A 13,783-nucleotide genomic window follows, 5' to 3' on the forward strand; every position below is an offset into this window, starting at 1 on the left:
GGCGGCGGTCCGGGCACCTCCCCGGTGCCGGGCAAGCCGCCGGCGCCCTCCCAGCCGCCCACGCAGGCCCCGCCCACCCAGGCGCCGCCGTCGTCCCCGCCGCAGCCGCCGGGGCCCACCCCGCCGTCGACGCCGCAGCCGGGGCCCTCGTAGGCCGCAGCGGGTCGCTGGAGGGCCGGTGGAGGGCCGCGGCCAGGGCTGTCGCAGGGCCGGCTCGCGGCGGGGGCTGGCGGAGTGTGGCGTAGGCCATTAGGGTGCCAAGTTGCGCTGCAGGGGAGTGGGTGCGTATGGTGGTAGATCGTTTGATCCCATTTGCCCGGCGCCTGACAGAAGCGCGCCGTGTGGCGCGTTCCTTACCTTGCCGTGGCTGACCGCATCGAGGCGGTCATTTGTGAAGCCGACACGGAGCTTGGGCGCGTGCCGAAACTCCGGAAGGTTTCGCATTTCGCATGTCCATTTCCACTGACACCACCACCATGCCCGAGGCCGACGAGATGATCGTCGAGACCGTCGAGGCCGCCGTCGAGACGACCGAGGCCGCCGAGCCGGCCGAGCCGCAGATCACCTTCGGTGACCTGGGCCTGGACGACGCGATCGTCCGCAAGCTCGCCCAGAACGGCGTGACCACGCCCTTCCCGATCCAGGCCGCGACCATCCCGGACGCCCTGGCCGGCAAGGACATCCTCGGCCGTGGCCGCACCGGCTCCGGCAAGACCCTCTCCTTCGGTCTGCCGCTGCTCTCCACGCTGGCCGGCGGTCACACCGAGAAGAAGCGCCCCCGCGGCCTGATCCTCACCCCGACCCGCGAGCTGGCGATGCAGGTCGCCGACGCCCTGCAGCCCTACGGCGACGTCCTCGGCCTGAAGATGAAGGTCGTCTGCGGCGGTACGTCCATGGGCAACCAGATCTACGCCCTGGAGCGCGGCGTCGACATCCTCGTCGCCACCCCGGGCCGTCTGCGCGACATCATCAACCGCGGTGCCGCCTCCCTCGACAAGGTCCAGGTCGCCGTCCTCGACGAGGCCGACCAGATGGCCGACATGGGCTTCCTGCCCGAGGTCACCGAGATCCTCGACCTGGTGCCGGCCGGCGGCCAGCGCCTGCTGTTCTCCGCCACGCTGGAGAACGAGATCGACACCCTCGTCAAGCGCTACCTGGTCAACCCGGTCACGCACGAGGTCGACCCCTCCGCCGGCGCCGTCTCGACGATGACCCACCACGTCCTCGTCGTGAAGCCGAAGGACAAGGCGCCGGTCACCGCCGCCATCGCCGCCCGCAAGGGCCGCACGATCATCTTCGTCCGCACCCAGATGGGCGCCGACCGCGTCGCCGAGCAGCTGCTCGACTCCGGTGTCCGCGCGGACGCGCTGCACGGCGGCATGACCCAGGGCGCCCGTACCCGCGTCCTGGAGGACTTCAAGGCCGGCTACGTGAACTGCCTGGTCGCCACCGACGTCGCCGCCCGCGGCATCCACGTCGACGGCATCGACCTGGTCCTCAACGTCGACCCCGCCGGTGACCACAAGGACTACCTGCACCGCTCCGGCCGTACGGCCCGCGCCGGCCAGTCCGGCACGGTCGTCTCCCTGGCCCTGCCGCACCAGCGCAAGCAGATCTTCCGCCTGATGGAGGACGCGGGCGTCGACGCCTCGCGCCACATCGTCGGCGGTGCCGGCGCCTTCGACGAGGACGTCGCCAAGATCACCGGCGCTCGCTCCCTCACCGAGGTCCAGGCCGACTCGGCGGCCAACGCCGCCAAGCAGGCCGAGCGCGAGCTGGCCGACCTGAACCGTCAGCTGGAGCGCGTCCAGCGCCGCGCCACCGAGCTCCGCGAGGAGGCCGACCGCCTGCTGGCCCGCGCCGCCCGCGAGCGTGGCGAGGACCCGGAGGCCGCCGTGGCCGCCGCCGCGGAGGAGGCCCAGGCCGAGGCCGCCGCGCAGGAGCAGGAGGCGGCCGTCGCCGCGTCCGTGCCGGCGCAGCAGGCCGCGCCCGCGTACGAGCGCCGCGACGAGCGGGGCAACTTCGAGCGCCGTGGCGGCGACCGTGGCGGTTTCCGTCGCGACGACCGTCGTGACGAGCGCGGTGGCGACCGCCGTGACGACCGTGGCGGCTTCCGCCGTGACGACCGTCGCGACGACCGCGGTGGCGACCGTGGTGGCTTCCGCCGCGACGACCGCCCGTCCGGTGGTTTCCGTCGTGACGACCGTCCGTCGGGTGGCTTCCGCCGCGACGACCGTCCCTCCGGCGGCTTCCGTCGTGACGACCGTCGTGACGAGCGCGGTGGCGACCGCCGTGACGACCGTGGCGGCTTCCGCCGTGACGACCGTCGCGACGACCGCGGTGGCGACCGTGGTGGCTTCCGCCGCGACGACCGCCCGTCCGGTGGTTTCCGTCGTGACGACCGTCCGTCGGGTGGCTTCCGCCGCGACGACCGTCCCTCCGGCGGCTTCCGTCGTGACGACCGTCCGTCGGGTGGCTTCCGCCGCGACGACCGTCCCTCCGGCGGCTTCCGCCGTGACGACCGTCCGGCCACGGGCGGCTACCGCTCCGGCGGCAGCGACCGTCCGTTCAACCGCGACCGCCGCGACGACCGCCCCTCCGGCGGCTACCGCTCCGGCAGCAGCGACCGCCCCTACGGCCGTCGTGACGACCACCGCGGCGCCGGTTCCTCCTTCGACCGCCGCAACGACAAGCCCCGCTGGAAGCGCAACGGCTGACCGGCAGAGCTGAACTGAGGGCCCGTACGGCACATTCGTGCCGCACGGGCCCTCGTGCATTCGGCCCCGGCACCACGAGTCGGCCTTAACGACTCGGGCTCCGGAGGCAGTCCGGGCTATGCTGCGGTGTGCGGGCCGTTAGCTCAATTGGCAGAGCAGTGGACTTTTAATCCATTGGTTGTGGGTTCGAGTCCCACACGGCCTACCGCAAAGCAGCCACCGCGCAGCGGTGACCTGCGTCTTTCCGCCCCGGCCGGGGATTCCCGGCCGGGGCGGAGGCGTATCCGGCAAAAGGGACCGCCGGCAGTCAAGTCCGTGCGGGTGAAGCGCGCTTCACGCCATTCGTCCGGGTGGGTGCGGCTCGCATGGGCGTGGCGAATCCGGTAGGGCGCCCGGCCGGTCCACGTGCTGAGATCGCGGACGAACACCGCAACCCGTGCGGGTGGCGGGCGGCCGGCGTTGGTCCGGGTTCATGAGGGTTCGCCGGGGATGTGCGGCCGGGCCGGCCCTAGGGTGCGGGGCCCCGGAATCACATGTGCCGGAGGTAAGACGCCGTGAGGCATATTCGGCTGCTCCGCAGCAGGCCGGTCCGCGTGCTGTGGCTGTCGATGACGCTGTCCGTGCTGGGCGACCGGCTGTACGGGCTCGCCGCGATGTGGGTCGTGTACGCGGCGACGGGCTCGTCCTCCCTGATGGGGCTGGTGGCCGCCGTCGAGTCGCTGCCGTACATCGTCCTCGGCGGGTCCGCGACGGTGATGGCACGGTTCTCCCGCTGGCGCCGCCTGGCCTGGATCGACGCCGGGCGTGCGGCAGCGGCGGCGGGCGTGCCGCTGCTGTGGTCGCCGGACCTGCCGGGCTTCGTGGCCATGCTGGTGCTCGTGCTGCTGCTCGGAGCGCTGAGCGCCGTCTTCGAGCCCAACCTCGGCGCGCTGATCCCCCAGCTGGTGGAGCCGGACGAGGTCGCCCAGGTCAGCTGCCTGTTCGACCTGACCGCGCGCGTCGCGGCCGTGATCGGCCAGGGCTGCGTCGGAGTGCTGCTGCAGCTCGTCTCCGAGATCCAGCTCTTCGCCATCGACGGATTCACGTTCGTGGTCTCGGCCCTCGCGCTCGGCTGGCTCGGCCGCCGCACGACGCTCGGCAAGGGCACTCCCGCCGCAGGCCGGCCCCGGAGCCCGCGGGCAGCGGACCCGCGGCACGGCGGGGCGCAGCCCGACGGCGTGCAGGGCGATGCACGGCCGGGCGGGGCCCGGCCCCGCGATGCGCAAGGCGGTGCGCGGTCGGGCGACGCCCGGCCCGGCGGCGCGCAAGGCGGTCCCCGGCCCGGCCGGGATCAGGAGGGTGCGGGCGGCCGGGCCCGGGGCGCTCGGGGGCCGGACGACTGGGCGGCGACCGACGGGCTGCAGGTCGTACGGGCGAGGATCGTGCTGCGCGCGCACCGGCGGGTCGGCGTCGCCATCGCCGTGCACGGCGTGGCCCTGTTCGCCGCCGCGGTCTCCACCGTCGGACTCCCCCCGCTGCTCGTCTCCCGCTTCGGCCAGGGAGCCGCCGGATACGGCCTGGCCCTCGCCGCCACCGCCGCCGGCGGCCTGGCGGGGAACCTGCTCACCGGGCACCTGCCGCACCGCTGGCCCTGGCTCACCACCTACTGCGCCGCCTGGACGGGCGCCGGGCTGTCGCTGGCCGGGCTGGGGGTCGCGGACTCCATGGCGGCCGTGATCGGCCTGTGCGTGCTGTCCGGGCTGCTCTTCCCCGTCTGCGCGGTGACGCTGCGCACGCACCTGTCCCGCTTCGGCCCGGCCGCCCGGCTGCGCCTGCTGACCGTCGACCAGACAGCGGTCCGGGCGGCCGGCACGGTGGGCATGCTCCTGCTGCCGTTCGCCGTGGACGCCGCCCCGGCGGAGGCGTTCGTGGGGGCGGGGGCGCTGCTGTCGGCGCTGGCCCTGCTGGGCTGGTGGGTCGGCCGGCGCGCGGGCGAGGGCCCGCTCGTCATGACGGACGCGGCGTAGGCGCCTCCGTCGGGCACGCGCGCGTGCCTGACGGACGGCACCCCGGAGGTCGTACGCATGTGCGCCGGCGGGAGGCGTCCCGGACGACGTGGCGGGCCTCCCGCCGGCACGCCGGGCGCGGACGGGGCCGTGCGCCCGGCGGCCGGGCCCGCGCGACACCGGCGCGAAGCAGCCCGCACCCGGCTGCCAGTTGGTGAAAACCCCGCCCCCGTGCCGTGTTCGCGCCGCTACGGTAAGTGGCGCGGGGTGGGTGCGGGTGTGGCGAGGTCGGGAGGTCGACTGGCATGGCGAAGACGCGAGCGGGCGGGGGCGAGGGCGAGAGCAGGGGCTGCGGCGAGCCGGGCGGCCCCGCCGGCTGCGAGCCGACGCCCGCGGAGCAGGTGGAGGAGCTGCTGAAACGGGCCCAGAACGGGTTCGAGATCGGCGAGCCGGTCCTGGACCGGCTGCGCACCGCGCTGATGCACCAGACCGAGCTGCGCTCGTACCGCCAGCGCAATGACGAGCCACGGCCGCTGCGCTGCAACACCTACCGGCACATCTTCCTGCTCGCGGACGGCAGCAGCCTGCTCCTGTACGAGCTGGAGCACGACACCGGGGCGCAGGAGCAGTTCCTCTACGAGCTCTACGCCGACGACCGTGCGCTCGACGCCGCCGAGCGGCGGGTGCACGACCGGATCGGCGGCGGTGGCATCGGCCCCGGCAGCGAGTCGGAGGAGCTGCCCGCCTGGCTGGCGGAGGAGCTGCTGCTCGCGATGGGCCCCACGCGGCCCCGCCGGGAGTACGTCTCCGAGGCATCGCCCGACCACGCCCGCCGCCTGCTGCGGCGTGCGGAGAACGCGGACGGGCCGGGGGAGGTGGTGCGCGAGCTGCTCCAGGGTGCGCTCGGCCACCACATCGCGCTGATCACCAAGCCCAGGCGCCGCAGCGCGGGCCGGGACGCCACCTGGTGCCGGTTCTACGAGCACGCGTTCCTGCTGGAGGGCGGGGGCGAGGTCAGCCTCTGGGAGCTCGAACACAACATGACCGCGGACGGCCGGCTCGTCTGTGAGGTCTATCTCGACGAGGCGGAGGCGGAGGTGGCGGCCGACCGGCGCGCCCGTGCCCAAGGGGTGGAGTTATAGGAGACCGGCGAGCACGGGGCCACGCACGGGGTCTTGCCCCGGCGTGGTTCCGTGCTACACTCATTCGAGTTGCAGTTGTGGTACCCATGAACTCGTGTGCGCCTGACGGTTATGTAGCCGAAGGCGCATTTTTGTTTTCGCCGGTTTGTTTCCGGACTTGGGGGCCCATCCCACCGTTAAGGAGACAAACATGGCTACCGGTACCGTGAAGTGGTTCAACTCGGAAAAGGGCTTCGGCTTCATCGAGCAGGACGGCGGCGGCCCCGACGTCTTCGCCCACTACTCGAACATCGCCTCCTCGGGCTTCCGTGAGCTCCTCGAGGGCCAGAAGGTTTCGTTCGACGTCACGCAGGGCCAGAAGGGCCTGCAGGCGGAGAACATCGTCACCATCTGACGATCTGCTGAACCTCACGATGGGGCCCGCACCACTGGGTGCGGGCCCCATCGGCACGTCCGACATGGTCAGGCCCGACCACACAGGGCCCACACAGGGGGCTGCGCTCCCCATCGAGGGAAGGTCCCCGCATGACTCGTTCCGCCGCACGCCCTGACCGTGCCGACCGGTCCGCACGCCCCGCACGGTCCCCCCGTCCGGCCCGCGCCCCCCGCCCGCGCCGCTCCGAGGAGTCGCAGGCGGCCCCCCGCCGCCGGCCCGCCGCCGCACCCCAGGGCGACTTCGCGATGCCGGAGAACACGACGCCGGCGCTCCCGGCCGTCGACACCTTCGCCGCGCTGGACATGCCCGCGGGTCTCCTGTCCACGCTGACCCGCGAAGGCGTCACCGAGCCCTTCCCGATCCAGGCCGCGACGCTGCCGAACTCGCTGGCCGGCCGCGACGTCCTCGGCCGCGGCCGCACGGGCTCCGGCAAGACCCTCGCCTTCGGCCTCGCGCTGCTGGCCCGCACGGCGGGCCGCCGCGCCGAGGCCAAGCGCCCGCTCGCGCTCGTCCTGGTCCCGACCCGGGAGCTGGCGCAGCAGGTCACCGACTCGCTCAGCCCGTACGCGACCGCCGTCAACCTGCGGATGACCACGGTCGTCGGCGGCATGTCCATCGGCCGCCAGGCCCAGTCCCTCGCGCGCGGCGCGGAGGTGCTGGTCGCGACGCCGGGCCGGCTCGCCGACCTCATCCAGCGCGGCGACTGCGCCCTCGGCGACGTGGCGATCACGGTCCTGGACGAGGCCGACCAGATGGCCGACATGGGCTTCCTGCCCCAGGTCACGCGCCTGCTCGACCAGGTCCGGCCGGACGGCCAGCGGATGCTCTTCAGCGCCACGCTGGACCGCAACGTGGACCGTCTCGTCCGCCGCTTCCTCTCCGACCCGGTGACGCACTCCGTCGACGCCTCCGTGGGCGCGGTCGCCACGATGGAGCACCACCTGCTGAACGTCGCGGACGAGACGGTGAAGAAGAACACCGTCACGCGCATCGCCGCCCGCGAGGGCCGCGTGATCATGTTCGTGGACACCAAGCGCGGCGCCGACCGGCTGGTCAAGCGGCTGCTGTCGGAGGGCGTGCGCGCCGCCGCGCTGCACGGCGGCAAGAGCCAGCCGCAGCGCAACCGCGTGCTGGAGCAGTTCCGGACCGACCAGGTCACCGCCCTCATCGCGACCAACGTCGCGGCGCGCGGCATCCACATCGACGGCCTCGACCTGGTCGTCAACATCGACCCGCCGGTCGACCACAAGGACTACCTCCACCGCGGCGGCCGCACGGCCCGCGCGGGCGAGTCGGGCACGGTCGTCACGCTGGTGCTGCCGGCCGAGCGGCGCGAGATGAACCGGATGATGGTGACGGCGAAGATCAGGCCGCTGGTGGCCGACGTCCACCCGGCGGACGCGGAGCTCGCCCGCATCACGGGCGCGCGCGAGCCCAGCGGCGTCCCGGTGGTCATCGCCCCGCCGGTGCAGGCCCAGGCCCCGGCGTCCTCCCGTTCCCGCGGCAGCCGCGGTGGCCGCGGTCGCGGCCGTACGGACGGCGCCGCGACCCCCGGCAAGGCCCCCGCCGAGTCCGGTCGCCGCACCGCCGGCAGCCGGTCGGGCGCTGCCGCGGGGAACCGGTCGGGCGCTGCCGCGGGGAACCGTTCGGGTGCCGCCGGCCGCCCGCGCCGCAACGGCGGAGGCGGCCCCCGCCGCTCGACGACGGCCTGAGCGCAGAAGTGAACAGGGCCTGAGCAGGTCCTGAGGAGAGTGGGGCGGTGGCCATCGGGCCCCGCCCCACTTCCGTACCCCTCCGCACCGCACTGACCGCCCGTACCGTCCGCGTTCGGCCGTATAACAACTGACGAACGGTCAGATCTGCGCGAGCCCCGAATGCGCCCAAGCCCCGGTGCCAATTCAGGCGTTCGGCTTGGATTCCAGTCATCATGTCTATTAACGTTCGATAACGCAGCGCGGTTGTGCAGCCGCCGCAAGGGGCGGCGCCGTGCGCCCTTCGCCGAATCCCGGGCGGAATCGGGGAACCATCGACTTTGGGGGGAGTGCGCCTCCGTGGCCTCCAACAGGTCTGCTCTCGACGACAGTTCCCACGATCCGTCGAACGACCCCTCCGAGGAGTTCGCGGCCGATCAGCCGGCTCGTGGCAGACACCGGGTCGTCAAGCAGCGCGGTGGCACGATGGCCCGCAGCGGAGCAGTGCTGGGTGTCGGTGTCATAGCGGCGGTCGGCGCGGGCGGGATGGCGAGCGCGCAGGACCGTCCGGCGGCGATATCCGTGCCGGACCTGGCCCAGAAGATCCCGGGGGTCGGCCCCCTGATGGCCGGCGACGCGTCCGACGACGCGGCCGGGGCCGCGGACGCCCAGGCGCCTCCGGTGGCGGAGGCCACGCACAGCCCGGCCGACGCCGGCGAGGCGCTGCGGGCCCGCATCCTCCAGCAGGCCGAGCGCCAGCAGAGCGCGGCCGACGAGGCGGCGCGCGAGGCCGAGGCGCGGGCGGCGGCGGAGAAGGCGGCGGCCCACGCGGCGGAGGCGGCGTCGGCGGCCCGGGCTGCCCACGCGGAGGCGGCGCAGGACGAGCGGGTGCAGCCCGAGGAGGCGGACGGCTCCGAGGCGGCCGAGCGCTCCGAGGCGGCCGAGCGCTCCGAACGTTCCGGCCCCGCCGGAGGGGCGGACCGGGGCGAACGTTCCGAGCGGGCCTCCCGGACCGGCCGCACGGCACCGCCCGCCGCCCGGCCCGGAGCCCCGGTGGCCGGCTCGTTCACGCTCCCCCTGACCTCGTACACCCTCACCGCCGGCTTCGGGCAGGCCGGGAACATGTGGTCCGCGCACCACACCGGCGAGGACTTCGCCGCACCGACGGGCACCCCGGTCCGGGCGGTGGGCGGCGGCACGGTCACGTCGGCGGGCTGGGCGGGCGCGTACGGCTACCGGGTCGTGCTGACGCTGGGGGACGGCACCGAGATCTGGTACTGCCACCTGTCGTCGATGGTCGTCACCTCCGGCAAGGTCGGCGCGGGCACCGTCATCGCGCGGGTCGGCGCGACCGGCAACGTCACGGGCCCGCACCTGCACCTGGAGGTGCGGCCGGGAGGCGGTTCGCCGGTGGACCCGCTGTCGTGGCTCCGCGCGAGGGGCCTGCAGCCGTAACGGGACGGCCGGTGCCGCAGCGGTACCGGCCGGGGCCGCAGCGGTACCGGCATCGGGGTGTCTCCCGGAAGGAACCGCAACTGCAGAGAGGCACCCGGGTTATAGCCGCCGCGGATCCGAATTGTCGGGAATGTTCTGCGCGCGAAGGGGAAATCAGAGCGTGTGACGACGACCGCGCCCACGATCAGCACGTCAGTGCCTGCCCGCCTGGACCGGCTTCCCTGGTCCCGGTGGCACTGGACCGTGGTGATCGGTCTGGGCACGGTCTGGATCCTCGACGGCCTGGAAGTGACGGTCGTCGGCAACATCGCGGGCCGTCTCTCCGAGCAGGGGAGCGGCCTGTCGATCTCGTCCGGCGGGGTGACGGGCCTGGCAGCCGCGCTCTATGTGGCGGGTGCCTGCTCCGGCGCGCTCTTCTTCGGCCGCCTGACGGACCTCTTCGGCCGTAAAAGGCTGTTCATGGTCACGCTCGCCGTCTATCTGGGCGCGACCGCCCTGACGGCCCTGTCGTTCTCGTCCTGGTGGTTCTTCGCCTTCCGGTTCATCACGGGCTTCGGCATCGGCGGCGAGTACGCGGCCATCAACTCCGCGATCGACGAGCTGATCCCGTGCGCGTACCGCGGCCGGGTCGACCTGATCATCAACGGCAGTTTCTGGCTCGGTGCGATCGCCGGGTCGCTGCTGTCGATACTGATGCTCGACACGGACATCTTCGCCAAACACGTCGGCTGGCGGCTGACGTTCGGGCTCGGGGTCGTCCTGGGCCTGGTGATCCTGCTCGTGCGCCGCCAAGTACCGGAAAGTCCGCGCTGGCTGTTCATTCACGGCCGGGGCGAGGAAGCCGAACGCCTGGTGACGTCGATCGAGAAGCGGATCGAGGCGGAGAAGGGCGTCCCGCTGCCGCCCGCCAAGGGCCGGATCCACTTCCGCCAGCGGGAGAGCTTCGGTTTCCGCGACATCGCCCGCACGGTGTTCACCGACTACCGCAGGAGAGCCGTCCTAGGGCTTGCCCTCTTCATCGGCCAGGCGTTCCTCTACAACGCCATCACTTTCGGCTTCGGCGCCATCCTCACCCGGTTCTTCGGCGTCTCCACCTCCCACACCGGCTATTACTTCGCCGTCATAGCGGTCGGCAACTTCCTCGGCCCGCTCTTCCTGGGGAAGCTCTTCGACACGGTCGGCCGGCGCATCATGATCTCCTCGACGTACCTGCTGGCCGGGCTGCTGCTGTTCGTCACGGCCGGGCTCTTCGGGGCGGGGCGCCTGAACGCCGTGACGCTCACGGCCTGCTGGGCGGTGGTCCTCTTCTTCGCCTCGGCGGGCGCGAGCAGCGCCTATCTGACGGTTTCCGAGATCTTCCCGATGGAGACCCGGGCCATGGCCATCGCCTTCTTCTACGCGGTGGGCACGGCGGCGGGCGGCATCAGCGGCCCGCTGCTCTTCTCGGCGCTGACGCAGAGCGGCGTGGTCAGCGATACGGTGCTGGCCTTCGACATCGGCGCGGCGCTGATGTGCATGGGCGGCGTGGTGGCCGCATTCCTCGCCGTACGGGCGGAAGGCCGCTCCCTTGAGGACATCGCGCCCCCGCTCTCCGTCCACCCTCCCGAGCCCCTGCCGGCCCCGGCGCCCGCGGAATAACAGCCGCGGCAGGGGAGTTGAGATCCCGCATGACTGATACGCACCGCACGATCGGCAGCCTTTCCGTCCACCCCCTGGCCCTTGGCGGCAATGTCTTCGGCTGGACGGCGGACGAGAAGCAGTCCTTCGCCGTCCTCGACGCATACGCGGAGGCGGGGGGCAATTTCCTCGACACCGCGGACGTCTATTCCGCGTGGGTGCCCGGCAACGAGGGCGGCGAATCCGAGACCATCATCGGCAATTGGCTCGCCGCCCGCGGCAACCGCGCCGACATCGTGGTCGCCACCAAGGTCGGTAACGGGCATCCGGAGCGCCACGGGCTGGCCCCGGACACCATCAAGAAGGACGTCGAGGCGTCCCTGCGCCGCCTGCGCACGGATTACATCGACCTCTACTACACGCACGTCGACGACACGTCGGTGCCGGTGGAGGACATCATCACGACGCTGGACGCGCTGGTGAAGGAGGGCAAGGTCCGCGAGATCGCCGCCTCCAACATCACGCCGGAGCGCCTGCGGGCCTCCCTGGACTTCTCCGCCCGTTCCGGCCTTGCGCGGTACGTGGCGATCCAGCCCCACTACAACCTGGTCTCGCGCGACACCTACGAGGGTGACCTCGCGGCGGTGACCGCCGAGTACGGCCTGGCGGCGGTCCCGTACTTCGCCCTGGCGTCGGGCTTCCTGACCGGCAAGTACCGCCCCGGCACGACGGTGGAGAGCGCGCGGTCGGCGGGCGCGGCGAAGTACGTGGACTCGGAGCGGGGCCGCAAGGTCCTGGCCGCCCTGGACGAGGTGGCGGCGGCCCACGACGCCGAGGTCGCCACCGTCGCCCTGTCCTGGCTGGCGGCCCAGCCCACCGTGGCCACCCCTTTGGCCAGCGCCCGCACGGTGGACCAGCTGCCGTCCCTGCTGGCGGTGGCGGACCTGAAGCTGACGGAGGCGGAGGTGGCGAGGCTGACGGAGGCGTCGGCGTAGGGCCGCGGGGCGCGGGCCGGCCGTCCCTTTCGGCGGCTGGGCGCGCCGCTCCCGAGGAGGACGCGGGTGCGGGCCGGCGCGGCTAGGCGCGCCGCTCCACGGCCCAGGAGGCGAGCGCGACGACCCCGGCGACACCGAGCACGGACGGCCAGGCCCCGACCTTCTTGGCGAGGGGGTGCGACCCGGCGAAGGCGGCGACGTAGAGCCCGCCCAGCGCAGCGGCGGCCCCGGCCCCGGCCTTCTCGTGCCACTGCTTGCCGGCCACGACACCGGCGGCGCCCAGCACCAGGCCGCCGAGCGGGCGCTTCTTCGTCCAGCGGGCGACACCGTACCCACCGACGAGGCCGGTGGCGGCCACCAGGGACGCCGGGACTCCAGTCATTGCCGCCATGGCCGCACCCTCCAGATCACGAGACATCGTCCTAAAGCTAACGCCGCGGCACGGGGAACCGGCGGGCGCCCCGGGCATGAATCGGCAGGAGACCGGGGGAATGCCGACGATCGTGCGTGCGGAGCACGTGGACAAGCGGAGGTGGCTGGATGAACGACGCCTGCGAGGCGGAGGGCCGACGGAGCGCGGCCCTGATCGTGGAGGAGGCCCTGGGCTTCCTCTACCCGGCCGCGCTGCGTGCGGCGGCGGCCGTAGGGGTGGCGGACCATCTGGGTGACGGCCCCCGCACGCCGGGGGAGCTGGCGAAGGCCACGGGTACGGACGCGGCGAGCCTGCACCGGGTCCTGCGCCTCCTGGCGACGCGTGGCCTGTTCGAGGAGGACGCGGAGGGCCGCTTCCGCCTGACGGAGGCCGGTGACGCGTTGCGGACGGACGCGCCGGTGTCGGTGCGCTCGGCGGTCCTGATGATCACGGACCGCACGATGTGGCTGCCGGCGGGCGAGATGACCCGCTGCCTGGAGGACGGGGCGTCGGCATTCGGCCAGATCTTCGGCATGCCGTTCTTCGACTACTTCGCCCAGGACGCCGGGACGGCCGAGATCTTCCACAAGGGCATGGCCTCGATGTCCGACGCCGAGAACCAGCCCATCGCCGACGCCTGCCCCTTCCCGGAACGGGCCACCGTGGTGGACGTGGGCGGCGGCCACGGCGGCCTGCTGCTGTCGGCCCTCCGCGCGAACCCCTCCCTGAAGGGCATCCTCTACGACCGGCCCCACGTCCTGGCCGGCCACCGCCTGGACACCCCCGACCTCACCGGCCGCTGGTCCCTGGCCGAAGGCGACTTCTTCACCTCAGCCCCACGCGGCGACGTCTACCTCCTCAAGCGCATCCTCCACGACTGGGACGACGCCCAGTCCCTCACCATCCTCCGCAACTGCCGCCGCGCCATGCCCCCGGGAGGCCGCGTCCTGGTGATCGACGCGGTCATCCCCCCGGACAACGCCCCTCACCAGGGCAAGACCCTGGACCTGATGATGATGGCCTCCCTGGTCGGCCGAGAACGCACCGAAGCAGACTTCACCCGCCTCTTCGCAGCGGCAGACCTCCAGCTGTCCCGTGTCATCCCCACGGGGACGGTGCTGTCGATCGTGGAGGGCGTCCAACCGGCCTAGCCAGCAGCCATGGCCGAGTACGTCCACACATCGGCCGGCATCTCATGCTGGAGCTTCCAGACGATGCCCATGGGGTTACTTCCCTCGTGTGAGACGTACTCGGCCGGGCCGAGCAGCATCCACGGCTGAGAGCCGCCTATGTCGTTCTTCTTGTAGCGGCGTACGAACAGGAAGACGCTTGA

Annotated in this window: 11 protein-coding genes and 1 tRNA gene; 10 read left to right on the forward strand and 2 right to left on the reverse strand. The window is 72.9% G+C overall.

The window, feature by feature from the left end; all coding sequences use genetic code 11:
* The first annotated feature begins 449 nt into the window (after positions 1–449).
* The 9 genes from LE181_RS25730 to LE181_RS25770 all read left to right on the forward strand — a co-directional run bounded on the left by LE181_RS25730 (position 450) and on the right by LE181_RS25770 (position 12,038).
* The gene (locus LE181_RS25730; RefSeq protein WP_225663880.1) at positions 450–2,717 is read left to right on the forward strand and encodes a DEAD/DEAH box helicase; all 2,268 of its coding nucleotides are present in this window, start codon (positions 450–452) and stop codon (positions 2,715–2,717) included.
* A 132-nt stretch (positions 2,718–2,849) separates the two neighbouring features.
* Positions 2,850–2,922 (forward strand) — tRNA-Lys (locus LE181_RS25735).
* 349 nt (positions 2,923–3,271) lie between these two features.
* Positions 3,272–4,723, forward strand: coding sequence for an MFS transporter (locus tag LE181_RS25740; RefSeq protein ID WP_225663881.1), 1,452 nt, complete (start codon positions 3,272–3,274; stop codon positions 4,721–4,723).
* Positions 4,724–5,007: 284 nt separating this feature from the next.
* Complete coding sequence (locus tag LE181_RS25745) at positions 5,008–5,844, forward strand: DUF6227 family protein (protein WP_225663882.1); 837 nt, start codon at positions 5,008–5,010, stop codon at positions 5,842–5,844.
* 190 nt (positions 5,845–6,034) lie between these two features.
* A complete protein-coding gene (locus tag LE181_RS25750) occupies positions 6,035–6,238 on the forward strand; it encodes a cold-shock protein (RefSeq protein ID WP_109282060.1) in 204 nt (67 codons plus the stop codon).
* A gap of 131 nt (positions 6,239–6,369) precedes the next feature.
* On the forward strand, positions 6,370–7,992 hold the full coding sequence (locus tag LE181_RS25755; RefSeq protein ID WP_225663883.1) for a DEAD/DEAH box helicase: 1,623 nt from the start codon (positions 6,370–6,372) through the stop codon (positions 7,990–7,992).
* Between the two features lie 339 nt (positions 7,993–8,331).
* Positions 8,332–9,426 (forward strand): M23 family metallopeptidase, encoded by a 1,095-nt coding sequence (locus tag LE181_RS25760; RefSeq protein WP_225663884.1) that lies wholly within the window; start codon positions 8,332–8,334, stop codon positions 9,424–9,426.
* 162 nt (positions 9,427–9,588) lie between these two features.
* The gene (locus LE181_RS25765) at positions 9,589–11,064 is read left to right on the forward strand and encodes an MFS transporter (RefSeq protein ID WP_225663885.1); all 1,476 of its coding nucleotides are present in this window, start codon (positions 9,589–9,591) and stop codon (positions 11,062–11,064) included.
* Between the two features lie 29 nt (positions 11,065–11,093).
* Positions 11,094–12,038, forward strand: a complete 945-nt coding sequence (locus LE181_RS25770; protein ID WP_225663886.1) for an aldo/keto reductase — start codon at positions 11,094–11,096, stop codon at positions 12,036–12,038.
* A gap of 82 nt (positions 12,039–12,120) precedes the next feature.
* Here LE181_RS25770 and LE181_RS25775 read toward each other — a convergent pair whose 3' ends face one another.
* Positions 12,121–12,420 (reverse strand): hypothetical protein, encoded by a 300-nt coding sequence (locus LE181_RS25775; RefSeq protein WP_225663889.1) that lies wholly within the window; start codon positions 12,418–12,420, stop codon positions 12,121–12,123.
* 158 nt (positions 12,421–12,578) lie between these two features.
* Here LE181_RS25775 and LE181_RS25780 point away from each other — a divergent pair, with 158 nt between their 5' ends.
* Positions 12,579–13,601, forward strand: coding sequence for a methyltransferase (locus tag LE181_RS25780; protein WP_225663887.1), 1,023 nt, complete (start codon positions 12,579–12,581; stop codon positions 13,599–13,601).
* On the opposite strand, the gene LE181_RS25785 is transcribed toward LE181_RS25780, so the two are convergent.
* Positions 13,598–13,783: hypothetical protein (locus LE181_RS25785; protein ID WP_225663888.1), on the reverse strand; the 186-nt coding region annotated here is incomplete at its 5' end. The two genes, LE181_RS25780 and LE181_RS25785, sit on opposite strands and share 4 nt — an antisense overlap.

Source organism: Streptomyces sichuanensis (genome assembly GCF_020328095.1).
GTDB classification, from domain to species: domain Bacteria; phylum Actinomycetota; class Actinomycetes; order Streptomycetales; family Streptomycetaceae; genus Streptomyces; species Streptomyces cinnamoneus.

What these genes read in the sequence shown, in the direction of transcription:
- LE181_RS25755 (WP_225663883.1), top strand. Translation starts at nt 6,370, where the DNA reads ATGACTCGTTCCGCCGCACGCCCTGACCGTGCCGACCGGTCCGCACGC.
- LE181_RS25730 (WP_225663880.1), top strand. Translation starts at nt 450, where the DNA reads ATGTCCATTTCCACTGACACCACCACCATGCCCGAGGCCGACGAGATG.
- LE181_RS25775 (WP_225663889.1), bottom strand. Translation starts at nt 12,420, where the DNA reads ATGACTGGAGTCCCGGCGTCCCTGGTGGCCGCCACCGGCCTCGTCGGT.
- LE181_RS25750 (WP_109282060.1), top strand. Translation starts at nt 6,035, where the DNA reads ATGGCTACCGGTACCGTGAAGTGGTTCAACTCGGAAAAGGGCTTCGGC.
- LE181_RS25745 (WP_225663882.1), top strand. Translation starts at nt 5,008, where the DNA reads ATGGCGAAGACGCGAGCGGGCGGGGGCGAGGGCGAGAGCAGGGGCTGC.
- LE181_RS25780 (WP_225663887.1), top strand. Translation starts at nt 12,579, where the DNA reads ATGAACGACGCCTGCGAGGCGGAGGGCCGACGGAGCGCGGCCCTGATC.
- LE181_RS25770 (WP_225663886.1), top strand. Translation starts at nt 11,094, where the DNA reads ATGACTGATACGCACCGCACGATCGGCAGCCTTTCCGTCCACCCCCTG.